The sequence below is a fragment of the Sphingomonas sp. LM7 genome (assembly GCF_002002925.1).
In the GTDB taxonomy this organism is placed as follows: Bacteria; Pseudomonadota; Alphaproteobacteria; order Sphingomonadales; family Sphingomonadaceae; genus Sphingomonas.
Genome location: NZ_CP019511.1, coordinates 1,589,126 through 1,611,984, shown reverse-complemented (window position 1 = coordinate 1,611,984; position 22,859 = coordinate 1,589,126). Strand labels below are relative to the sequence as shown.

The window sequence follows — 22,859 nt, the reverse complement described above, 5'->3', positions numbered from 1 at the left end:
CTGTTATTGCCCATATCTAGCCACTATCTCAGGGCAATGGACATACCCATGAACAGCTCTATCGCACTGGATTTGCGCGAGTCCGCCGCGCCGGCCGCGCGCGTCGCGGAGCGCATCGCCGACGACAAGGCAATGCTGCGCGCCGCCGCCGAGATCGCGCGTGACCTGCACAAGCCCAACAAGGCGATCTTCTGGGCCGACATGCTCGGCTCGGCCGCGCTCGGCTATGCCGCGCTCGCCGCGACCATTCTCGCGCCGTCGCTCGGCTGGGCGCTGGTCGCCGGTTTGGTCGCCGTGCTTGCGCTGTACCGCGCGCTGCTTTTCATCCACGAGATCAGCCATCTCAAGCACAGCAATCTGCCGGGTTTCCGCCTCGCGTGGAACGCGCTGGTCGGCGTGCCGCTGATGGTGCCGTCGTTCATGTACGAGGGTGTCCACAACCTCCACCACAACCGTACCCGCTACGGCACGGCCGAGGATCCTGAATATCTCCCGCTGGCGCTGATGAAGCCCTGGTCGCTGCCGCTGTTCGTGCTGATCTCGGTACTCGCGCCGATCGGGTTGCTGCTGCGCTATGGTGTGCTTTCGCCGCTGTCGCTGGTGGTGCCGCCGCTGCGCACCATCGTGCGAGAGCGCTTCTCGGGGCTGGTGATCAACCCGTCCTTCCGCCGCCGCCCGGCCGAGGGCGCCGATCGCACCCGCTGGCTGGCGCAGGAAGTCGCCGCCAGTGTCTGGGCGATCGCGCTGATGGGTCTGACCGCCGCCGGCGTGATCCCGCTCAAGGCGTTCCTGATCTTCCTCGGCGTGATCAGCGCAGTGACGGTGATCAACCAGATCCGCACACTGGTCGCGCATCTCTGGGAGAATGAAGGCGAGGCGATGACGGTGACCGCGCAGTATCTCGACAGCGTCAACGTGCCCCCGCCGAGCCTGCTGCCTGCGCTATGGGCGCCGGTAGGCTTGCGCTACCACGCGCTGCACCATCTGTTGCCGAGCGTACCCTATCACAACCTCGCCGAGGCGCACCGGCGCCTGACCGCGCTGGTCGATCCGGAATCGCCCTATCACAAGGCGAGCTATGCCGGGCTACCTGGCCTGGTGACGCAGCTAGCGCGCAGCACGATGGGCGTGCGCCGCTAAAAAACGATCCGCTCCATTGCAACAATATCGGGCCGGTCCTTCGCGGGGCTGGCCCTTTCATTTTGAGGGCGTGCTTAGCCGGGAGGGGTTGAGGAGGGAAGGTGGGACGGTGTCGCAGGCGAGGCGTCTCAGTGAAGCCCGCAGGCCCCGCTTTCACCATCGAGAAACAGCAGGCCAATCCAACCAAAAGATTGGCATCGTCGGAACCACTGGCAACAGCCTGACCTACTCCTCGGTTCGCAGCAGCACGGCCTCGCCGATCATCAGGAAAAGCAGGAACGGCGCCCAGGCCGCGAGGAACGGCGGGTACGCGCCGAGATTGCCCATCGCCAGCGCGAAATTGTCGGCGACGAAGAACAGGAAGCCGAGCGCCATGCCCATCACCGCGCGGACGAACAATTTGCCCGATCGCGCGATGCCGAAGGCAGCGACTGCGCCGAGCAGCGGCATCAGCACCGAAGAGAGCGGCCCCGACAGCTTGTGCCACAGCGAGCCTTCAAGCGCCTTGGTCGGGCGACCGGCGAGCTTGAGATCGTCGATCACTTCGCTGAGCGCCCCGAACGACAGCCCATCGGCATTGATGTGGCTGAGCGTGAACTGGTCGGGGCGCACCCCATCGGCGATGCGGCGCGGCGGCAGCGGCAGGATTGTGCCCGCGCCGACGTCGAAGCGCTGCACGCCGTCGATGCGCCAGCCCTGGCCATCGCGCGCGCCGTGCTTGGCGGTTATGATCCCACGCAGCGACTGGCCGGTACGCTCGTAGACCGTGACGTTATAGAGCTGGGCCGCGTCGCCCTTGCCGCGAATCTGGTCGACCACGATCAGATTGTCGCCGTCCTTTACCCAGACGTTGGAACGGTCGCCGCGATCGATGGGCAAAGGGCCGTAATCGACTTTCTTCCATTGCTCTAGCGTCGAGGTGGCGCGCGCAACGATGCGGTCGTTGAACGCGAACGACAGGGCCGCGACGCCGAACGCCGTAAGCAGCAGCGGCGCCAGCACCTGATGCGCCGACAGGCCAGACGCCTTCATTGCGATGACTTCGCTGTTCTGGTTGAGCTGCGACAGCGCCAGGATCGTGCCGAGCAGCACTGCGAAGGGCAGGAAGGTCGCGATGATCTGGGGCGTGCGCAGGCCGACATAGCGCAAGACCTCGGCATCGCCATTGCCGGCATAGGCCATGATCTTCCCCGATTCGCTCAGCAGGTCCAGCGACTGCAGGATGAGCACCAGCCCCGCCAATATGGCGAAGGTGCGCACCAGGAACATCTTGCCCATGTAGAGCGACATCGTCCGCGACGGGAAGAAGTTGACGAGATTCATGCCGGAATCTCGGTGGTCTTGCGGCGCCGGCCGGGCAGGCGCTTGCGGATCGCCGTCCAGATCTTGGCGAACATCTTCTCCAGCCCGCCGATCGGCTGGCCGCCTGGGACATAGGCGACCGTATAGTACATCCACAGCACCAGGCCCGCGAAGAACGCGAATGGCACCCACAGCGCCAGGATAGGATCGATCCGGCCAAGGCTGCCGATCGCCTGCCCATATTCGTTGATCTTGTGATAGGTCACGATCATCACGATCGACAGGAACACGCCGAGCGCCGATGTCGATCGCTTGGGCGGGATGCCGAGCGCGGCGGCGAGCATCGGCAGCAGGAACATCGATATGACTTCGGCGAGGCGGAAGTGGAACGCTGCGCGGCTGGTGGCGCGCAACTCGTCGGGGATCGCATGATCCTTGCCGAGCACCGCAAGCTCGGGGAGCGTACGCTCGAGGCTCTTGTCGCCGCGCTTGCGGAACTGCTCATACTTCGGGAGCGGGATCGGCAGATTGTGCGTGTCGAAGGTCAGCACCCGCGGCACCGCCGAACCCTGGGCAGTGTGGACCAATGTGCCCTTGGTCAGCCGGAAGATGATGGTGTTGGGATCGTCGGCGCGCAGGAACTGGCCCTTCTCGGCGGTCACCGCCACCGGGCCGTCCTTGGTCGTCATCCGCACGAAGATGCCAGAGAGATCGCGGCCCTCGTTGGCGCTGCTTTCGATCCGCAGCGTCATCTGGCTGCCGAAATTGGTGAACTCGCCCACCTTGATCGACGCGCCGAGCGCGCCCGAGCGCAGCTCGAAGCGCAGCTGCTCGTAATTGTAGCGCGCGCGTGGCTGGACATAGCCGACGATTACGAAGTTCAGGATCGCCAGCCCGATCGCGTACATGAAGGGCACGCGGAGCAGCCGGGTATAGCTGATCCCGACGGCGCGAAGCACGTCGAGCTCGGACGAGGTGGCAAGTCGGCGAAAGGCGAGCAGGCAGCCGAGCATCAGCCCGATCGGGATGCCGAGACCCAGATATTCGGGAAGCAGATTGGCGAGCATCCGCCAGACGACGCTGACCGGGCCGCCTTCGGTCGCGACGAAGTCGAACAGCCGCAGCATGCGGTCGAGCACAAGCAGCATCGCCGCGATCAACAACGTCGAGATCAACGGAACCGCGATCAGCCGCGCCATGTAGCGATCGATCGAATTCATGAAGGTGGCGAGTGCCTGCTCCGTCGTGGCCGACGCGAGACGCGCCGCTCAGTAAAGCAAGAGCCTATACCCGTGGTTCCGCCATGCGCCACCCCCAAACGACGGAGCGCCCGAGATGGGGTGACGGATTGGCGGTAACGTCTATATGACGCCCCATGCATTTTCTGGATCAGGCGAAGATTTTCGTGCGCTCGGGCGCCGGTGGACCCGGTGCGGTAAGCTTCCGGCGCGAAAAGTTCATCGAATATGGCGGCCCCGACGGCGGCAATGGCGGCAAGGGCGGCGACATCATCTTCGAGGCGGTGGCAGGGCTCAATACCCTGATCGACTTCCGCTACACCCAGCATTTCCGCGCGCCGCGCGGGCATGGCGGCTCGGGCTCGAACCGGACCGGTGGTGGCGGCGACGATCTGGTGATCAAGGTGCCGATCGGCACCCAGGTCCTCAGCGACGACGATGACCGCACGCTGCTCGCCGATCTCACCAAGGAAGGCGAACGCATCGTCTTCCTGCGCGGTGGCGACGGCGGCCGCGGCAATGCCAGCTACAAGACCTCGACCAACCGCGCGCCGCGCCAGCACGGCACTGGCTGGCCGCATGAAGAGGCATGGGTGTGGCTCCGCCTCAAGCTGCTCGCCGATGCGGGCCTTGTCGGGCTGCCCAATGCCGGCAAGTCGACCTTCATCAACGGGGTCACCAATGCGCAGGCCAAGGTCGGCGCCTATGCCTTCACCACCACCCGGCCACAGCTGGGAGTCGTGCGGTACAAGCAGCGCGAATTCGTCGTCGCCGACATTCCCGGGCTGATCGAAGGCGCGGCGGAAGGGGCGGGGATCGGCGATCGCTTCCTCGGCCATATCGAACGCTGCCGGGTGCTGCTCCATCTGGTCGACGCTAATGATCCCGACGTCGCCGAAAGCTATCGCATCGTCCGCGACGAGCTGGAGAATTACGGCGCCGGGCTCACCGACAAGCATGTCGTCGTCGCGCTCAACAAGATCGACACGCTCGACGACGAGCTGATCGCAGCGCTTTCGGCCGAGCTCGAGGAAGCCAGCGGCGCGCAGGTGATCCCGATCTCCGGCGCGAGCGGCGTGGGCGTCGACTGGGCGCTCGACAAGCTGCTCGAAGCGATCGGCCCCGAGGCGTCCAGAGTAAGCGACGACGACGAGGGCGAAGACACGATCGAGTGGTCGCCGGTCTGAGATGCATGCGGCGCTGTTCCCGCCCACCTCCTGTCCGCGGCTGATCGTCAAGATTGGCTCGGCGCTGCTCGTCGATCCTGATGGCAGCGTGCGGCGGACGTGGCTGGCGGGGATCGCCGCGGACATCGCCGATCGCACGCGGGCGGGGCAGCAGGTCGCGGTGGTCTCCTCCGGTGCGATCGCGTTGGGCGCGCGCCGGCTTGGGCTGGCCAAGGGCGGGCGCGCCAGCCTGGAGGACGCGCAGGCCGCTGCTGCGACCGGGCAGATCGCGCTGTCGCAGGTCTGGGCCGAGATGCTTGGCGCCAATGGCATGACCGCGGCGCAGATGCTGGTGACGCTCGACGATCTCGAGGACCGGCGCCGCTATCTGAATGCCGCCGCGACGCTCGATCGGCTGCTCGGACTCGGCGTGGTGCCGGTGCTTAACGAGAATGACAGCGTCGCAACCGAGGAAATCCGCTTCGGCGATAATGATAGGCTGGCGGCGCGCGTGGCGCAGGCGGCGGGCGCGCAGGGCGTGGTCCTGCTGTCCGACGTCGATGGCCTGTATGACCGCAATCCCGCGCTGCCGGGTGCGCAGCATATCGATCGCGTCGAGCGGATCGATGCGGCGATCGAGGCGATGGCGGACAAGGGCTCGGCATCGGGCATGGGATCGGGCGGAATGGTTTCGAAGATCGCCGCCGCACGCATCGCCAATGCGGCCGGCGCGCATCTCGCTATCGCTTCGGGCCGAGTCGAGCGGCCGCTTTCCGCCGATGCGCGGCACACGCTGTTCGTCGCCGAGAAGTCGGCGCCTGCGCGCAAGGCGTGGCTCGCGGGCGGGCTGACGGCAAAAGGTACGATCCATGTCGATGCCGGTGCCGCGAAGGCGCTCACAGCGGGCAAGAGCCTGCTCGCTGCCGGCGCAGCGCGCGTCGAGGGCGATTTCGCGCGGGGCGACCTTGTGGTGATCGCCGGACCCGACGGCAGGGCGTTCGCGCGTGGACTGGCCGAATATCCGGTCGATGATGCCGCGCGTCTGGTCGGGCGGCGTAGCGACGAGCATGCCGAGATCCTCGGTTACGCCCCGCGCTCGGCGCTGGTGCATCGCAGCCATATGGCGCTGCTGTGAGCGTTCTCGCGATCACCGGGGGCACCGGGTTCGTCGGGTCGCGGCTGATCGCGCTCGCCACCGCAGCGGGGCACCACGTTCGCGCGCTCACCCGGCGCGAGCAGGCGGCGCGCGCGCATATCGACTGGATCGCCGGCGATCTCGGCGACACGGTGGCACTGGCGCGGCTTTGCCAGGGCGCCGATGCGGTGATCCATGTCGCGGGGGTCGTGAACGCGCCTGACCGCGCCGGCTTCGCGGCCGGCAATATCGAGGGTACGCGCAACATGCTCACCGCTGCCGAGGGTGCGGGAGTGCAGCGATTCGTCCATGTCTCGTCGCTCGCCGCGCGTGAGCCCGATATGTCCGCCTATGGCTGGTCCAAGGCCGAAGCCGAGCAACTGGTCGCGCATTCGCTGCTCGACACCAGCATCGTGCGGCCGCCGGCAATCTATGGCCCGGGTGACATGGAGATGCTCGAACTGTTCCGTCTGGCGAGAAACGGCATCGCGCTGCTGCCCCCCGGCGGACGGCTGTCCGTGATCGAAGTCGGTGACCTCGGCCGGCTGTTGCTCGCGCTCGCCAATGGCGGGAACGGCGGGCGCAGCTATGATTGCGACGACGGCCGTGAAAATGGCTGGAGCCACAGGGAATTCGGACGCGCGATCGGCACTGCGACCGGCAAGCGCGTTGCCGCGATCGCGCTACCGCGGCCGCTGATGATGGCAGGCGCGCATCTCGACCGGCTGGTGCGCGGCAAGCGAGCCAAGCTGACGCCTGACCGCGTCGCCTATTTCTGCCATGAGGATTGGGTGATCGACGCGTCCCGCCGCCCGCCCGCCGATCTCTGGCGCCCGCAAGTCGAGACGCATGCCGGGCTCGCTGCGACCGCCGCCTGGTATCGCGAGCAGGGGCTGCTCTAGTGCTTCCGCCCGGAGAGCGCGCGCACGTCCTACAATAAGGGGATGTGGACGGCACCGATCAAGCTCATCATCTGGGACCTCGACGATACGTTGTGGCGCGGCACACTCGCCGACGGCGATGCGGTCGCGCTGCACGCGCATCGTGCCGAATTCGTCCGCGCGTTCAACGCGAAGGGCGTGGTCTCCTCGATCTGCTCGAAGAACGATTTCGAAACGGCGAAGGCGATGCTTGTCGGGCTTGGCCTGTGGGACGAGTTCGTGTTCCCGCATATCGCCTTCGCGCCCAAGCCCGCAGCGATCCAGGCGATCGTCGAGGACATGCAGCTGCGCCCCGCCAATGTGCTGTTCGTCGACGACAACGCGCTGAACCTCGCCGAAGTCCGCCACTTTCTGCCCGAGATCCAGACGCTCGACATTACCCGCGCCGATGCCGACGACCAGCTCGCCGGCCTGCTCGCGCTCCAGACCGGCACGCGCAGCCGGCTCGACGACTATCGCATGCTTGAACGAAAAAAACGCGACCGTGCCGCCGCGACCACTCTGTCCAACGAGGATTTCCTGCGGTCGTGCGGCATCCGCGCCTGTGCGCCGCACATGATGGACAATCTCGATTTCGCGCCGCGTATTGCCGAACTGATCAACCGATCGAACCAGCTCAACTATACTGGCTTGCGCGTCGAGCAGGCCGCGCTCGAGCGCGACATCATCGACCTGGTCGGCTTCGACAGCTGGTCGATCTTCGCCTGGGATAACTACGGCCGCTACGGGCTGGTCGGCTTCGTGATGGTCGATCGCAGGGCCGGGCGGCTTGTCCATTTCACCTTCTCGTGCCGCGTGATGCACATGGGGATCGAGGAATATGCCCTGGCCAAGGTGCGCGCGAACTGGCCAGAAATCGATACCAGCGCCTGGGACGGCCGCTTCAGCCGCACCGCGCCCGACTGGATCGAGGATTGCAGCTTCCACGACGCGCAGATCCGCGCCCAGTTGCTTGCCGAGCAGCTGCCCGTCGCCGCGGAACCGGCGATCCGAGTCATGTTTGATTGCCAATCCGGCGGGATCGCGCATTTCAGCCGCTTCCGGGCGGTGACCGAATTCGACAATGATCCCCGGCTGTTCGCGCTGCGGATGATGATGGACGGCAGCTATGCCGAGCAGCATTTCCCGCCGTTCCTGGTTTACGGCGCGACGGTCGATTATCTCGACGTGCGCTGGCCGGGCCAATGGCATTTGCTCGAACGCGGCGTCTACCAGACCTGCGTGATCCGGACCTGCACCCTGCTGATCGAGCGCGGGCTGCGCATGCTGGTGGTGTTGCCGCCCGAGGATGCGCCCGAGGACAAATATCGCCCCGGGCTCAACCACACCCGCGAGCGCACGCATTTCTTCAACGCGCTTTGGCGCCGCGCGGCGCGCGAAAATCCGGAGCATCTCTGGGTGCTCGACCTCGCGCACCTGATCGAGCGTGACGACGAGATGGCCGACGTCACCCATTATCATGCCGGCCTGCTCAGCAAGATCGCCGGGCAGGTCGATTGCTGGGTCGAGCAGGTGGCGCTGGGCGGCGGGGTGGAGGCCGAAGCCGCCTGAACCTGCCCTACACGGCGCGGTTCTTGCGGAGGATCGCGTAGAGGATGATCAGGAACGCGACCAGCCGGACCAGATAGACCCAGCTGCGCTGCTCGTCGGGAATGCCGCCCAGCGCCAGGATCGCCTGGCCGAAGCCGAGCAGCAGGAAGGCGGCAGCGAAGGCCAGGAACAGCTCGTCGCGCGTGTCGCGCCAGAAGCGCAGGAAGAACAGCGCCGCAGTCGCGAAGCCCAGCGTGATCGCGCCCGAAAGGAAGGCAGTGAGCGTCACGCGTCCTGCTCCATGTCCCAGATAAAACCGAGCAGCAGCACGGCCACCGCCGCCAGCGACAGGAACTGGCGCACCAGCCCGAAATCGATCGAACGGATCAGCAGCAGGTCGACGATCACGAACAGGTTGTTCGCGGCGAGCAGGCCAAAGCACGAGGCGCTCCACAGCAGCAATCGCATGCCGCTGCGGCGATAGCTGCGCGCGAGCAGCAGCGTACACGCCGCACTGGTCGCAAAGCAGAGCAGATAGACGACCGGCGCGAACCAGGCAGTCAATTCAGTCCCTCCACAGCTTGAACGCGTCGGCGAAGCTGGTGAGGCCCGATGGCGTGGCCGCGACGATCATGCGCCGCACTGCGTCGGGCCGCGCCGCGTAGAGCGATTCCGTAGCGGTCGCGAGCTTGTCGACCGCCTCGGACGTCGGCTGATAGCGCACCAGCTCGCCGGCTTCGATCACCACCAGCCCCGCGGCGAGCAGCGACTCGACGCTTTGCGACACGACCAGATCGCTGCCCCGAAGTGCTGTGACCAGTTCGGCCTGCGACCATGCCCGATCGTGGTTCGTCTTTAGGAAGCACAGCAGTTCGAGCGCCCAGACCGAGCGGAATGTGGCGCGAATGAAACTGGAGAGCTCTTGTTTGCCCGGCATCCTGCGCGCCGTCTGTCATCCGGTTGTTTCCCCCACGTTTCGCGCCATTCCTACCGTTTCGGTGAAATGCCGCAATCGCTTCAAAACCATGCGCGCGTTCACTTTTCCTACAGCGCTGCTGTTGCTATGCTGGCGTCAGGCCGGGGGGCCGTTCAGCATTTCTCGGGGCGGGGGAACACATACCAGGAGTGCCAGGTGAACGCCGAACTGCCTCGCGACACGCTCGATCGCCGTCAACTCGTAGCCGCACTCCGCAGCTTTCGCCGGGGTGATTTCTCTGTCCGATTGCCCGACGACCTGCACGGGACCGATGGCGAGATAGCGTCGCTGTTCAACGAAGTCGTCGCCATGGAAGAGGCGATGACCAGCGAATATGAGCGCCTGTCGCGCGTCGTCGGCAAGGAAGGCAAGATCACCCAGCGGGGCCATGTCCGCGGCGCCACCGGGGGCTGGGAAGCCAAGCTCCGCTCGGTCAACGAGCTGATCGAGGACATGGTCCAGCCGACCGCCGAAGTCGCGCGCGTCATCGGCGCGGTGGCCAAGGGCGACCTGTCGCAATCGATGACGGTCGAGATCGACGGCCGGCCTCTCCGCGGCGAATTCCTTCGCATCGGCAAGGTCGTCAACACGATGGTCGAGCAGCTCGCTTCGTTCGCGTCCGAAGTGACGCGCGTGGCGCGCGAAGTCGGCACCGAGGGCAAGCTGGGCGGGCAGGCCAAGGTGAAGGGCGTCGCCGGCACGTGGAAGGATTTGACCGACAACGTCAACGCGATGGCGACCAACCTTACGGGGCAGGTGCGCAACATCGCCGAGGTGACGACTGCAGTGGCATCGGGCGACTTGTCGAAGAAGATCACCGTTGAAGTTAAGGGCGAGATCCTCGAGCTGAAGAACACCATCAATACCATGGTGGATCAGCTCAATTCGTTCGCATCGGAAGTGACGCGCGTGGCGCGCGAGGTCGGCACCGAGGGCAAGCTCGGCGGTCAGGCGCGCGTGGAAGGCGTCGCCGGCACGTGGAAGGATCTCACCGACAACGTCAACCTGATGGCCGACAACCTCACCGGTCAGGTGCGCAACATCGCCGAAGTGACCACCGCGGTGGCGTCGGGCGACTTGTCCAAGAAGATCACCGTCGACGTGAAGGGCGAGATTCTGGAGCTCAAGAACACCATCAACGTGATGGTGGACCAGCTCAACGGCTTCGCATCCGAAGTGACCCGCGTGGCGCGCGAAGTGGGCACCGAGGGCAAGCTCGGCGGACAGGCGCAGGTGCCGGGCGTCGCGGGCACGTGGAAGGATCTCACCGACAACGTCAACCTGATGGCCGACAATCTGACTGGCCAGGTGCGCAACATCGCTGAAGTGACCACCGCGGTGGCATCGGGCGACTTGTCGAAGAAGATCACCGTCGACGTGAAGGGCGAGATCCTTGAGCTCAAGAACACCATCAACGTGATGGTCGACCAGCTCAACGGTTTCGCCTCGGAAGTGACGCGCGTGGCGCGCGAGGTCGGCACCGAGGGCAAGCTCGGCGGACAGGCGCAGGTGCCGGGCGTCGGCGGCACGTGGAAGGACCTTACCGACAACGTCAATCTGATGGCGGCGAACCTCACCGGCCAGGTCCGCAACATCGCCGACGTGACCACCGCGGTCGCGAAAGGCGACTTGTCGAGGAAGATCACCGTTGAGGTGCGCGGCGAGATTCTTGAGCTCAAGAACACGATCAACGTGATGGTGGACCAGCTCAACGGCTTCGCCTCCGAAGTGACGCGCGTGGCGCGCGAAGTAGGCTCGGAGGGCAAACTCGGCGGACAGGCACAGGTCGAGGGCGTCGCCGGCACGTGGAAGGATCTCACTGACAACGTCAACCTGATGGCGGGCAATCTGACCGGCCAAGTCCGTAACATCGCCGAGGTGACCACCGCGGTGGCGAAGGGCGACTTGTCGAAGAAGATCACCGTCGACGTGAAGGGCGAGATTCTCGAGCTCAAGAACACGATCAACACGATGGTCGATCAGCTCAATTCCTTCGCGTCGGAAGTGACGCGCGTGGCGCGCGAAGTGGGCTCGGAAGGCAAGCTCGGCGGGCAGGCCAAGGTCGAGGGCGTCGGCGGCACTTGGAAGGATCTGACCGACAACGTCAACGATCTCGCCGCGAACCTCACCGGCCAGGTCCGCAACATCGCCGAAGTGACCACCGCGGTGGCGCTGGGCGATTTGTCCAAGAAGATCACCGTCGACGTGAAGGGCGAGATTCTTGAGCTCAAGAACACCATCAATACGATGGTGGACCAGCTCAACGGCTTCGCATCGGAAGTGACGCGCGTGGCGCGCGAAGTGGGCACGGAGGGCAAGCTCGGCGGACAGGCGCAGGTGCGTGGCGTCGCGGGCACCTGGGCCGATCTCACCGACAATGTGAACTTGATGGCGGCGAACCTCACCGGTCAGGTCCGCAATATCGCCGACGTGACGACCGCAGTGGCGAAGGGCGACCTTTCCAAGAAGATCACCGTCGACGTGAAGGGCGAAATTCTGGAGCTCAAGGACACCATCAACACGATGGTGGACCAGCTCAACGGCTTCGCGTCGGAAGTGACGCGCGTGGCGCGCGAGGTGGGCACCGAGGGCAAGCTCGGCGGACAGGCGCAGGTGCCGGGCGTCGGCGGCACGTGGAAGGATCTCACCGACAACGTCAACCTGATGGCGACCAACCTGACCAATCAGGTGCGCGGTATCGCGGACGTGGTCACCGCGGTGGCGCAGGGCAATCTCAAGCGCAAGCTGACCGTGGACGCCAAGGGCGAGATCGCGGCGCTGGCCGAGACGATCAACTTCATGATCGATACGCTCTCGACCTTCGGCGACCAGGTGACCAACATGGCCCGCGAAGTGGGCATCGAGGGCCGGCTGGGCGGGCAGGCGCGCGTGCCGGGGGCTGCCGGCCTGTGGCGCGATCTCACCGATAACGTCAATCAGCTCGCGGCGAACCTGACCAATCAGGTGCGCTCGATCGCAGACGTGGCGACCGCGGTGACCAAGGGCGATCTCACCCGCTCGATCGCAGTGGAGGCCTCGGGCGAGATGGCCGCGCTCAAGGACAACATCAACGAGATGATCCGCAACCTCAAGGATCAGACCTTGAAGAATGCGGAGCAGGACTGGCTCAAGACCAATCTCGCGCGCTTCAGCCGGATGCTGCAGGGCGAGCGCGATCTCACCACTGTCTCGAACCTTATCATGTCCGAGCTCGCGCCGCTGGTGAATGCGCAATATGGCGTGTTCTACGTCACCACCCGCGAAGCGGATGACACCGTCCTGGAGCTGGCGGCGAGCTATGGCGCCGAGAGCAAGGACGCGCTCAAGGCTAAGTTCGCGTTACGTGAGGGGCTGGTCGGGCAGGCGGCGGCGGACAAGCGCCCGATCCTGCTCGAAAACGTCCCCGGCGATTTCCTCCGGATCGGCTCGGGGCTGGGCCAGGCCGCGCCGGCCAATGTTACGATCCTGCCCGCCTTGTTCGAGGATGAAGTGAAGGCGGTGATCGAACTCGCCTCGTTCAGTGAGTTCAACGAGACCCATCAAAGCTTCCTCGATCAGCTGATGGAATCGGTCGGCATCGTGCTCAATACGATTGCCGCGACGATGCGCACCGAGGGTCTGCTCAAACAGTCTCAGCTGCTGACCCAGGAGCTGCAGGCACGCCAGACCGAGCTGACCACCAAGCAGGAAGAGCTGCACAACACCAACGAGGAGCTGCAGGAGAAGGCGCAGCTGCTCGAGAACGAGAAGAAGCAGGTCGAGGCCAAGAACCTCGAAATCGAAATGGCGCGTCGCGCGTTGGAGGAGAAGGCCGAGCAGCTCGCGCTCACCTCCAAATACAAGTCCGAATTCCTCGCCAACATGTCGCACGAGCTGCGTACGCCGCTCAATTCGCTGCTGATCCTGTCGAAGCTGCTGTCGGACAATCCGCAGGGCAACCTCAACGACAAGCAGGTCGAATTCGCGCGGACGATCAATTCGGCCGGCTCGGACCTGCTCAACCTGATCAACGACATTCTCGATCTGTCGAAGATCGAGTCGGGCACGGTGTCGATCGAAGTCGGCGAGATGCCGATGCAGGCGCTGCGCCAGCACATGGATCGCACCTTCCGCCAGCTCGCGACCGACAAGAGCCTCGCCTTCAACGTCGAGTTCGACGTGGGCCTGCCGGCTGCGATCCGTACCGACGAGAAGCGCCTGCAGCAGATCGTGCTCAATCTGCTCTCGAACGCATTCAAATTCACTGCCCATGGCAGCGTCACCCTCGCCGTGCGGACCGCGACGAAGGGGTGGAGCACCAACCATCCGGTGCTGCGTGGCGTCGATACCGCAGTCGAGATCGCAGTCACCGATACCGGAATCGGCATCCCGCAGGACAAGCAGAAGCTGATCTTCGAGGCGTTCCAGCAGGCCGACGGCACCACCAGCCGCAAGTACGGCGGCACGGGTCTCGGCTTGTCGATCAGCCGCGAGATCGCGCGGCTGCTCGGCGGCGAGCTCCAGGTTCGCTCGAAGCCGGGCGAGGGCTCGACCTTCACCTTGTTCGTCCCGCTCCAGGCGATCGCGCCGACGCAGATCGGCCAGCTCGGCACGCCCGCACGCTACGACAATAGCGGGGCGATGGTGCCCAGCGCATTGCCAAGCGCAGGCGCGTTCGACCTGAGCGACGATCGCGACAATCTCGCCGGCGAGACCTTCGTGCTGATCGTCGAGGACGACCCCACCTTCGCTTCGATCCTGCTCGATATCGCGCGCGGGGCGGGGCTCAAGGGTGTGGTCTCGGGCGCCGGCGCGGGCACGCTGGCGATGGTGCGCAAGCTCCAGCCGCACGCGATCACGCTCGATCTCGGGCTCTCCGACATCGACGGTTTCGTGCTGCTCGATCTGCTCAAGCACGACCCGCAGACCCGCCATGTCCCGATCCACGTCATCTCGGGCGCGGACAAGGTCGCGCAGGCACTCGATCTCGGCGCGTTTGGAGTGACCGAGAAGCCCGCGGACAAGGATGCGCTGGCCGCCGTGTTCCAGGAATTGGCCGATCGCATCGCCGCGCACCCCGCAGTTGTCGATCTCGTGCCGGAACAGACCGATCAGGTCATCCAGGCCGCCCGCGCAGTGCCCGAGCTTGCCGATGCCAAGATCCTCATCGTCGACGACGACATCCGTAACATCTATTCGCTGACCAGCGTGCTGGAGAGCTATGGCGTCGAGGTACTCCATGCTGAGGGCGGCCGTGACGGCATCGTGATCTTGGAGCAGACGCCGGGGATCGACATCGCGCTGATCGACATCATGATGCCTGAGATGGACGGCTATGAGACGATGCAGCAAATCCGCCGGCGCGCCCAGCTCGCCGATCTGCCGCTGATCGCCGTGACGGCGAAGGCGATGAAGGGCGATCGGCAGAAATGCCTCGACGCAGGCGCATCGGACTATATCGCCAAGCCGGTGGACATCGATTTGCTGCTAGCCTTGCTGCGTGTCTGGATCGCCCGGTCGCGCGACGCCTCGCAAGGCGGCGGACTGATCGTGGCCGAGCGGAACTGAGGTGCGGATGCGTGCGAAGATCCCGTCGACCCGAACCGCGACGATAGCCGAGGCGATATTGGTGGCAGACGCAGAAATCATCGAGGATCGCGCCAAGGTGCTCGTCGTCGATGATGACGAGCGCAACCTGCTCGCGATCGCCAACGTGCTCGAGGACGTCGCCGAAGTCGTCGTCGCCAATTCGGGCGAGGAAGCGCTGCGCCAGCTGCTCCGTACCGAATTCGCAGTGATCCTGCTCGACGTCTACATGCCCGGCATCGACGGTTATGAGACCGCGCAGATGATCCGATCGCGCGAGCAGACCAAGCGCGTGCCGATCGTCTTCCTCTCCGCCGTAAACAAGGAGAGCGAGCATCTCCTGCGCGGCTATTCGATGGGTGCCGTGGACTATGTGTTCAAGCCGGTCGAGCCGGTGGTCATCCGCTCGAAGGTGGCAGTGTTCGTCGACCTGTTCCTGATGACGCGCGAAATCCAGCGCAAGGCGCGGCAGGAGCAGGCACTGCTCGACGCGAACCTGCGCGCCAATGCCGAGCGGCTGCGCGTCGAGCAGGAATTGCGCCTCGCCGAGCAGCGCCAGGCGGCGATCATCGAGTCGCTTCCGATCGTGCTCTACCTTGAGGAAGTCGACGCCGATCCACGCATCCCGAAGTTCGTCAGCGGCAATTTCCAAGCGGTCACCGGCTATGCGTTCGAGGAGATCCAGAATGCCCCGGCGCTCTGGGCCGACCGGCTGCATCCCGAGGACCGCGAACGTGCGCTCGAAGCGCTCGGCGCACGCCGGTCGGGCGAGGCGCTCGCCGTCGAGTATCGCTGGCAATGCGCCGATGGCCAATACAAGCATTTCCTCGACCAGGCGGTGCTGTTGCGCGATTCCTTCGGCAATCCGGTCGAGTTTGCCGGCACGCTGCTTGACGTCACCGAACGCAAGGAACTGGAAAGCCAGCTCACCCAGGCACGCAAGATGGACGCGATCGGCCAGCTGACTGGTGGCATCGCGCACGACTTCAACAACTTGCTCGCCGCGGTGCTCGGCGGACTCGGCATGATCCAGCGGCGCGTGCCGCTGAGCGATGACCAGGCCAAGATCGTCGGCATGACCAAGCACGCGGCCGAGCAGGGCGCCGAGCTGGTCAAGCATCTGCTCGCCTTCGCCCGCCGCCAGAAGCTAGAGCCGGCATCGATCCAGATCCCGCGGCTCGCCCAGTCCGTCACCAGCCTGCTCGCACACACCCTGGGCGGGATGGTCGAACTCGGCTGGAAGCTCTCGGACGATCTCTCGCCGGTCTACGCCGACGCCGCGCAACTCGAACTCGCGCTGATGAACCTGATCATCAACGCGCGCGATGCGATGCCCGAAGGCGGCGTCGTCACCGTCGCCGCCGAGGATCGCGAGATCGTCGAGCAGGTCGGCCGCACTGGCCTCAAGCCCGGCCATTATGTCGTGATCGGCGTCGGCGACACCGGTTGCGGGATCGCGCCCGAGCTGATCGAGCAGGTGCTCGAACCCTTCTTCACCACCAAGCCGGTGGGCAAGGGCACCGGGCTGGGGCTCAGCATGGTCTATGGCTTCGCGCAGCAATCGGGCGGCGAGGTTCGCGTCGACAGCGAGCTCGGCAGCGGCACCTGTGTCGAGATCTGGCTACCCCGCGCACCCGATCCCGAACCCGGCGCGGCGCCGGCCATCGCCGAGGATCTGGCGGACGTCGCAGTCGCGGCGATGCGGATCCTGCTGGTCGACGACCATGACGGCGTCCGCACCGTCACTGCGGCGCTGCTCGAGGATCTCGGCCACACGGTGCAGCACGTGACCGAGGGCGCGCAGGCGCTCGACTTGTTCCGCAAGGATCCCGCGGGCTTCGACTTGCTGATCACCGACTATGCGATGCCGCGCATGTCGGGTGCCGAGCTTGTGCGTCAGGTCCGCAACGAGCGCACCGATTTCCCCGCGCTCATCATCACCGGCTATGCCCAGGCCGACCTCAATGCCTCGGAAAGCGCAGGCGTCCGCATCCTCGACAAGCCCTTCACGCCAGAACAGCTCAAGGCGGCGTTGCGCGAGCGCCGCTGATCCAGGTGCCGATCACTGCGAAGGTCGCATCCAGCGCGACCAGATCGGCGCGGTAGCCCGGGGCGATCGTGCCGACACTACCCTGCAGACCGAGAAACGCCGCGGGTGCCTGCGCGGCCATGCACGCCGCGGCTTCGATCGAGACCCCCAGCATCGCGACGCTGTTGGCGACTGCGGCGGCCATGTCGAGATGCGATCCGGCCAGCGTTCCGTCGGCATCCCTGCAGATCCCGTCGCGGACATCGATGCGGCGGCCCTGCAGCATGAAGCTGTCGGCATCGCTGCCCACCGACGGCATCGCGTCGGTCACCAGCATCAGCCCCTCGGGCGCCTTGCAGCACAGTGCGATCTTGAGCGTGGTCGGGTTGACATGATGCCCGTCGACGATGATCCCGCAAATGAGTTCGGGCCGCTCCAGCGCCGCACCGGTGAGGCCGGGCGCGCGCGAGGTGAGCGGCGACATCGCATTGAACAAATGGGTGATGCCGGTGACTCCGGCCTCCACTGCGGCGATAGACTGCGCATAGCTGGCGTTGCTGTGACCCGCCGCGACGATCAGCCCGGCATCGACCAGCCGGCGAATCGTCGCGGGGGTGGTCCGCTCGGGCGCCAGCGTCACCAGCGTCCGCCCGCGCCGAAGCGAGGTCAGCACCGCGAAGCCTTCGTCGTCGAGCGATCGGATCTTGTCCGAACGATGGATGCCGCGTCGCTCGACGTTGAGGAACGGGCCCTCGATATGGATGCCCAGCACGCCCGGTACGCCCGCATCGATCGCCGCATCCACGGCGGCGATCGCGCGCCGGATCACGTCGAGATCGTCGCTGATCAGCGTCGGGAGGAAGCCGGTGGTGCCGAAGCGGCGATGCGCCGCGCCGATCGCGGCGATCCCCTCGACAGTCGGCGAATCGTTGAACAGCACGCCGCCGCCGCCGTTGACCTGGGTGTCGATGAAGCCGGGAAGCAGCATCGCACCCTTAAGATCGTGGCGCGCCGCACCCACCGGCACTTCCTCCAACGGCACGATGGCGGCGATCCGCTCGCCCTCCAGCAGCACCGCCTCGCCATCGCGAAGGGCGCCGTCGCGAAGCACGCGGCCATTGACCAGCGCTGCGACCATCAGACGGTTTCGGTGACCTTGGCGAGCAGGGGTGGCCGGTCGGGGTCGAAGCCACGGCGCAGCGAGAGTGCGTTGACGGCACGGTAGAATGCCTGGACCTGCAGCATCGGCTCGATCGCCGGATGCGCAGTCGGATGCGGTAGCTGCACCGCGCCGGGCACGTCGCCGCCGCTCACCAGCACGTCGCCGCCGCGGGCGAGCACTTCTGCGACCAGCTCGTCGACTCCATCGGCAGTCTCGTCGCCCTGGCGGAACACGAGCAGCGGAAAATCGCGCCCGACCAGCGCCATCGGCCCGTGGCGGACTTCGGCGGCGCTGAACGCTTCGGCATGGAGTCCACAGGTCTCCTTGAACTTGAGCGCTGCCTCCTGGGCGATGCCGAAGCCCAGGCCACGGCCGATGACGTACAGCCCCTGCGCCCGCTCCAGCCGCTCGACCATCGGCGACCAGTCCGCCGTCCATGCCTGTTCGAGCAGGGCAGGGGCGCCGTGAAGCGCTTCGAGCAGCTCGCCGTCACCGGCCCATTCGCCGGCCAGGTGCAGCAAGGCGGCCAGGCTGGCGATGTAGGATTTGCTTGCCGCGACGCTGAGTTCCGCGCCGGCATGGAGCGGCAGGAAGGTGTCGACTTCATTCGCCAGCGGCGAATCGGCGGTGTTGACCAATGCCACCGTGCGGGCGCCGCCTGCCTTGGCCGCGCGCATCGCCGAGAGAATATCGGGGCTCTTGCCCGATTGCGAGATGCCTATCGCCAACATGCCGGCAAGCTTGGCCGACGCGCCGTAGACCGACGAGATCGAAGGCGCTGCCGAAGTGGTCAGCACGCCCAGCCGCGTCTCGATCAGATATTTGCCGAACGTCGCGGCATGGTCAGAGCTGCCGCGCGCACAGGTGAGAACACCGCGCGGCGATTCGGCGCGAAGCTGCGCGGCGAGCGCGGTGACTGCGCTCTGGTTGGCGGTCAGCTGGCGGCGCACCACCGCCGCGGCCTCGCCGGCTTCTTGGAACATCTTCGTCGTTTCAGGGCTCGTCACTGGATCAGCCTCGCGTGTCGAGTTCGGCGACGAAGTCATAGGCGTCGCCGCGATACCAGCTCTGCGTCGCTTCGATCACCCGGCCATCGGCCAGGAAGCCGCGGCGCTCGATATACAGCCCCGGCGCGCCCGCCTCGATCCCCAGCAATTCGGCCTGCGCCGCGTCGAACAGCACGGCGCGCAGCCGCTGGAGTGCGCGTACCGGCCGATTGCCGCTCGCTTCCAGCGCGGCGTAGAGCGATGCGCCCACGCCTTCCTCGCCGTCCAGCCCGAAGCCGGGAATGGTCGAATATTCGATCGCCATCGGCGTATCGTCGGCAAAGCGGATGCGGTTGAAGCGATAGACCGGGGTGCCCGGGCTCAGGCCCAGCGTAAGCGACTCGTCGGGCGTCACCGCGCCCGAGGAGCGGCCGAGCCATTCGCTGCGCACCGTCCGTCCGCGTGCGGCCATGTCCTCGGAGAAGGAGGAGAGCTTGGCGAACTGCTTCTCGACGCGCCCGGCGACGAAAGTGCCTGCGCCCTGGCGGCGGACCAGCAGGCCTTCGTTGACCAGTGTGTCGAGCGCCTTGCGCAACGTGATGCGCGAGACCGAGAGGTCGGCGGCCAGATCGCGTTCCGCGGGCAACGCCTCGTTAGGCTTGAGCACCTGATCGCGCAGCGCATCGCGCAGGGCGTCTTCCAGCCGGCGGTACAGCGGCCCGCCACCGGCTCCATCAAGAGGACGTATCTTTTCGGCCAGCAGCGGCATCTTGGCTCCCACCATTGGGCTTGTGTGCGACAGAAGCAACACTAATACCAATATCATACCACACGCCAGCCATAAAATGCCTCTTCTCGTCACATTTGTGAAAGATTCCCTCTTGACGGTCGCAATGGCGTGGCAGATGGTCTGCTCAATGGTATGCAACTGGTATAAAAAAGGCATGCCACAATAAATCATCTTAAGGGGATGAGACATGCGGATTCGGGCTCTTCTTGTCGGCACCGCCAGCGCGTTCGCGCTGCTCACGGGCGCCGCGCACGCACAGACTGCAGACGATGCGCCGGCTACGGCCGAAGCGCAGGAAGGTGAGGACATCGTCGTCACCGGCTATCGCGCCTCACTCGCCGCGGCGATCGAGAACAAGCGCAACGCTAATTCGATCATCGACTCCGTATCGGCCGAGGACGTCGGCAAATTCCCCAATACCAACGTCGCCGAAGCGCTGACGCTGGTTCCGGGCGTCACCGTCGATCGACAGTTCGGCCAGGGTGAGAAGGTCTCGATCCTCGGCACCGACCCGGCGCTCAACCGCACGCTGCTCAATGGCCAGACCGTCGCGTCGGCCGACTGGTTCATCCTCGATTCGCCGGGCCGAACCTTCAACTACGCGCTGCTCGCGCCGCAGCTGGTCAGCCGGGTCGACGTGTACAAGTCGGCCGAAGCGCGGATCGATGAAGGTTCGATCGGCGGCACGGTCAACGTCATCACGCGCAAGCCGCTCGACCTCAAGCCGTTCACTGTCGCCGGCACGCTTGGCTACCTCTATAACGATCGCTCGGAAAAGGGCGACGTGCAGGGCTCTGCGTTGGTCAGCTGGCGCAACGAAGCGGGTACGATCGGCCTGCTCGCCTCGTTCCAGCGTGCCAAGGACCGGCTCCGCCGCGACGGTCTCGAAGCCTATGGCACGATCACCGCGGACTTCTGGAACGGGCAAAACGACGCCGGCACCAGCTCGATCACCACAGGCAATTGCACCGGCACCTGCGCGACCACGCTCGCCGCCAATCCCGATGCGGTGTTCCCCAACGCATTCGGCACGTCGTATTTCGAGCAGGGCCGCGAACGGCTGACCTATTCGGCGGCGGCGCAGTGGAAGCCGGTGCCCGAGCTCACGGTCGGCGTCGATTATCTCCGCATCGATGCGACCTATGACAACCTCAACCAGTCGATGTACGCCTTCCCGGGCAACACCTGGAATAGCGCCGGCGCGCTGAACGGCTTGCAGGTGCAGGATGGCATCGTCACCCAGGCGTCGTTCACCAACGCGCTCTCGGTGCTCGACGCGCAGTATCGCGTCGCCGAGATGCATTCCGAGACGTGGCACGGCCAGATCGGCTGGGAAGGCGTGAACTGGAACCTGAATGTCGAAGGCGGCATGTCCGACGCCGATGGCGGCACCAAGAAGCAGGTGTTCCTCGAATTCCTGAACTGGGCCAATTACACCGTCGATATCAGCGGCGCGCCCGGCAGCCCTGGAACGATCAGCTACAGCACCAACGTGCTCGGCAATCCCGCGGCCTTTGCGACCGATCCGGGCTGGAGCGGCAATCTCGTCGAGAAGCCGACCACCGACAAGGAGCGCTACGGTCAGGCCGACCTCAAGTTCAAGTTCGACGGCAGCCTCAAGAGCCTGCAGCTCGGCTATAAATACCGCCGCCACGAGACTGGTCAGCGTTATGCCGGCGTCACCGTCGCAGGCGTCAATGCTGCCGCATCGCTGTTTGATACCAGCCAGGTGAGCGACAATTATCTGCGCGGCTTCAATGGCGTGAACGACCAGATGACCGGCCGCTTCAAGATCAACGGCGAGTCGATGGTCGATTACGTCCAGGGCGGCAGCTGGGTGCCCGGTGGCGGGGCGGTGCCGACGCCGTCGCAATTCGCCGCGGCTGAGTTCACCGCGGGCAATTGGGACGTGACCGAGGACATCCACGCCGCCTATGCCCAGATCGATTTCGAACAGGGTGCGCTGCACGGCAATATCGGCGCGCGCTATGTGCACACCGCCAGCGAGAGCGCGGGTTATGTCTGCATTCCGGGCACGACGTGCAGCACGCAGGCCAACTGGACCTGGGAGAGCACCAGCAAGACCTATGAGAAGGTCTTGCCGACGATCAACATCGCGATCGGTCTCAAGCAGGACCTTATCTTCCGCTTCGCCGCGACGCAGGTGATCTCGCGGCCCAACTATGCCGACATGACCAATTATTTCTGGCTGTCGGACCAGATCCTCACCGGCGGCGGGGGCAATCCCGATCTCGATCCGTATGAATCGGACAATTTCAATGCCTCGCTTGAATGGTATTTCGCGCCGCGCGCTATCCTCGCCGCCGAGCTGTTCTACAAGAACGTCACCAATTACATCCTCCAGCGCACTGGGGTTGAAAGCCATTTCAACACGTCGCTCGGGATCGTCACCAACTACGACATCAGCCGTCCGTTCAATGCCGGTTCGGCGCAGGTGAAGGGCTTCGCAATCGCCTATCAGCAGAACCTTCCCTACGGCTTCGGCCTCCTCGCAAACTACACCTACTCCGACGGCAAAGCCGATAGTGGGGCAGACTTGCCGTTCAATTCGCGGCATCAAGCTAGTCTGAGCCCGTTCTTCGAGGCTGGCCCGGTCTCGATCCGCGGGACTTATACCTGGCGGTCGAAATACTTCACTGGCATTGATCGCGGTGACCAGATGTACGTCCGCGATACCGCGAACGTCGATGTCTCGGCGACCTACAACATCACCCAGAATATCGGCCTGACCATCTCTGGGATGAACCTCACCGACAGCGAATATTACGCCTATGCCAACACGCCGCGCCTGCCGCGCGGGGTCTATCGCACTGGCCGCCGGGCACTCGCCTCGGTCAACGTCAACTTCTGACGCTGCAGTAGGGCGGTTCGGGTGGCG

The 22,859-nt window shown here is 65.3% G+C and carries 16 protein-coding genes; 8 read left to right on the top strand and 8 right to left on the bottom strand.

Features of this window, described 5'->3' with window-relative positions:
• The first annotated feature begins 48 nt into the window (after nucleotides 1–48).
• Entirely contained in the window at nucleotides 49–1,140 is a 1,092-nt protein-coding gene (locus BXU08_RS07255) for a fatty acid desaturase (protein ID WP_077512121.1), read from the top strand.
• Between the two features lie 225 nt (nucleotides 1,141–1,365).
• Here the strand turns inward: BXU08_RS07255 and lptG are convergent, their stop codons facing one another.
• Nucleotides 1,366–2,463: an LPS export ABC transporter permease LptG gene (lptG, locus tag BXU08_RS07250; protein ID WP_077509448.1), complete on the bottom strand. Its 1,098-nt coding sequence runs from the start codon at nucleotides 2,461–2,463 to the stop codon at nucleotides 1,366–1,368.
• The gene (gene lptF, locus BXU08_RS07245) at nucleotides 2,460–3,662 is read right to left on the bottom strand and encodes an LPS export ABC transporter permease LptF (RefSeq protein WP_171982453.1); all 1,203 of its coding nucleotides are present in this window, start codon (nucleotides 3,660–3,662) and stop codon (nucleotides 2,460–2,462) included. The genes lptG and lptF overlap by 4 nt, the downstream gene beginning before the upstream one ends.
• 155 nt (nucleotides 3,663–3,817) lie before the next feature.
• On the opposite strand from lptF, the gene obgE reads away from it, so the two are divergent.
• From obgE to BXU08_RS07225, 4 genes are read left to right on the top strand one after another with little or no spacing between them, the layout of a single operon-like run.
• Nucleotides 3,818–4,867 (top strand): GTPase ObgE, encoded by a 1,050-nt coding sequence (gene obgE / locus BXU08_RS07240; RefSeq protein ID WP_077509447.1) that lies wholly within the window; start codon nucleotides 3,818–3,820, stop codon nucleotides 4,865–4,867.
• 1 nt (nucleotide 4,868) lies between these two features.
• Nucleotides 4,869–5,981, top strand: a complete 1,113-nt coding sequence (gene proB, locus BXU08_RS07235; protein ID WP_077509446.1) for a glutamate 5-kinase — start codon at nucleotides 4,869–4,871, stop codon at nucleotides 5,979–5,981.
• Nucleotides 5,978–6,883: an NAD(P)-dependent oxidoreductase gene (locus tag BXU08_RS07230; protein WP_077509445.1), complete on the top strand. Its 906-nt coding sequence runs from the start codon at nucleotides 5,978–5,980 to the stop codon at nucleotides 6,881–6,883. Before proB ends, BXU08_RS07230 begins: the two co-directional genes overlap by 4 nt.
• A 42-nt stretch (nucleotides 6,884–6,925) precedes the next feature.
• Nucleotides 6,926–8,473, top strand: a complete 1,548-nt coding sequence (locus BXU08_RS07225) for a hypothetical protein (protein WP_077509444.1) — start codon at nucleotides 6,926–6,928, stop codon at nucleotides 8,471–8,473.
• A 7-nt stretch (nucleotides 8,474–8,480) separates the two neighbouring features.
• On the opposite strand, the gene BXU08_RS07220 is transcribed toward BXU08_RS07225, so the two are convergent.
• Genes BXU08_RS07220 through BXU08_RS07210 form a run of 3 tightly spaced genes read right to left on the bottom strand, consistent with a single transcriptional unit; the run spans nucleotide 8,481 to nucleotide 9,389 of the window.
• Complete coding sequence (locus tag BXU08_RS07220; protein WP_077509443.1) at nucleotides 8,481–8,741, bottom strand: DUF5985 family protein; 261 nt, start codon at nucleotides 8,739–8,741, stop codon at nucleotides 8,481–8,483.
• On the bottom strand, nucleotides 8,738–9,016 hold the full coding sequence (locus BXU08_RS07215) for a DUF5985 family protein (protein WP_077509442.1): 279 nt from the start codon (nucleotides 9,014–9,016) through the stop codon (nucleotides 8,738–8,740). Before BXU08_RS07215 ends, BXU08_RS07220 begins: the two co-directional genes overlap by 4 nt.
• Before the next feature lies 1 nt (nucleotide 9,017).
• On the bottom strand, nucleotides 9,018–9,389 hold the full coding sequence (locus BXU08_RS07210) for a hypothetical protein (protein ID WP_077509441.1): 372 nt from the start codon (nucleotides 9,387–9,389) through the stop codon (nucleotides 9,018–9,020).
• A gap of 195 nt (nucleotides 9,390–9,584) precedes the next feature.
• Here BXU08_RS07210 and BXU08_RS07205 point away from each other — a divergent pair, with 195 nt between their 5' ends.
• Nucleotides 9,585–14,975 carry a HAMP domain-containing protein gene (locus BXU08_RS07205; protein WP_253190535.1) on the top strand — a complete coding sequence of 1,797 codons (5,391 nt, stop codon included), beginning with the start codon at nucleotides 9,585–9,587 and terminating at the stop codon, nucleotides 14,973–14,975.
• A gap of 61 nt (nucleotides 14,976–15,036) precedes the next feature.
• Entirely contained in the window at nucleotides 15,037–17,043 is a 2,007-nt protein-coding gene (locus BXU08_RS07200) for a response regulator (RefSeq protein WP_216352910.1), read from the top strand.
• Here BXU08_RS07200 and nagA read toward each other — a convergent pair.
• The 3 genes from nagA to BXU08_RS07185 are packed head-to-tail and all read right to left on the bottom strand — an operon-like array spanning nucleotide 17,015 to nucleotide 19,939.
• Entirely contained in the window at nucleotides 17,015–18,160 is a 1,146-nt protein-coding gene (gene nagA / locus BXU08_RS07195) for an N-acetylglucosamine-6-phosphate deacetylase (RefSeq protein ID WP_077509439.1), read from the bottom strand. The two genes, BXU08_RS07200 and nagA, sit on opposite strands and share 29 nt — an antisense overlap.
• Nucleotides 18,160–19,167: an SIS domain-containing protein gene (locus BXU08_RS07190; protein WP_150125625.1), complete on the bottom strand. Its 1,008-nt coding sequence runs from the start codon at nucleotides 19,165–19,167 to the stop codon at nucleotides 18,160–18,162. The genes nagA and BXU08_RS07190 overlap by 1 nt, the downstream gene beginning before the upstream one ends.
• A 28-nt stretch (nucleotides 19,168–19,195) precedes the next feature.
• Entirely contained in the window at nucleotides 19,196–19,939 is a 744-nt protein-coding gene (locus BXU08_RS07185) for a GntR family transcriptional regulator (protein ID WP_077512115.1), read from the bottom strand.
• A gap of 208 nt (nucleotides 19,940–20,147) precedes the next feature.
• Here BXU08_RS07185 and BXU08_RS07180 point away from each other — a divergent pair, with 208 nt between their 5' ends.
• Nucleotides 20,148–22,832 carry a TonB-dependent receptor gene (locus BXU08_RS07180; protein ID WP_077509437.1) on the top strand — a complete coding sequence of 895 codons (2,685 nt, stop codon included), beginning with the start codon at nucleotides 20,148–20,150 and terminating at the stop codon, nucleotides 22,830–22,832.
• The last annotated feature ends 27 nt before the right edge of the window (nucleotides 22,833–22,859 follow it).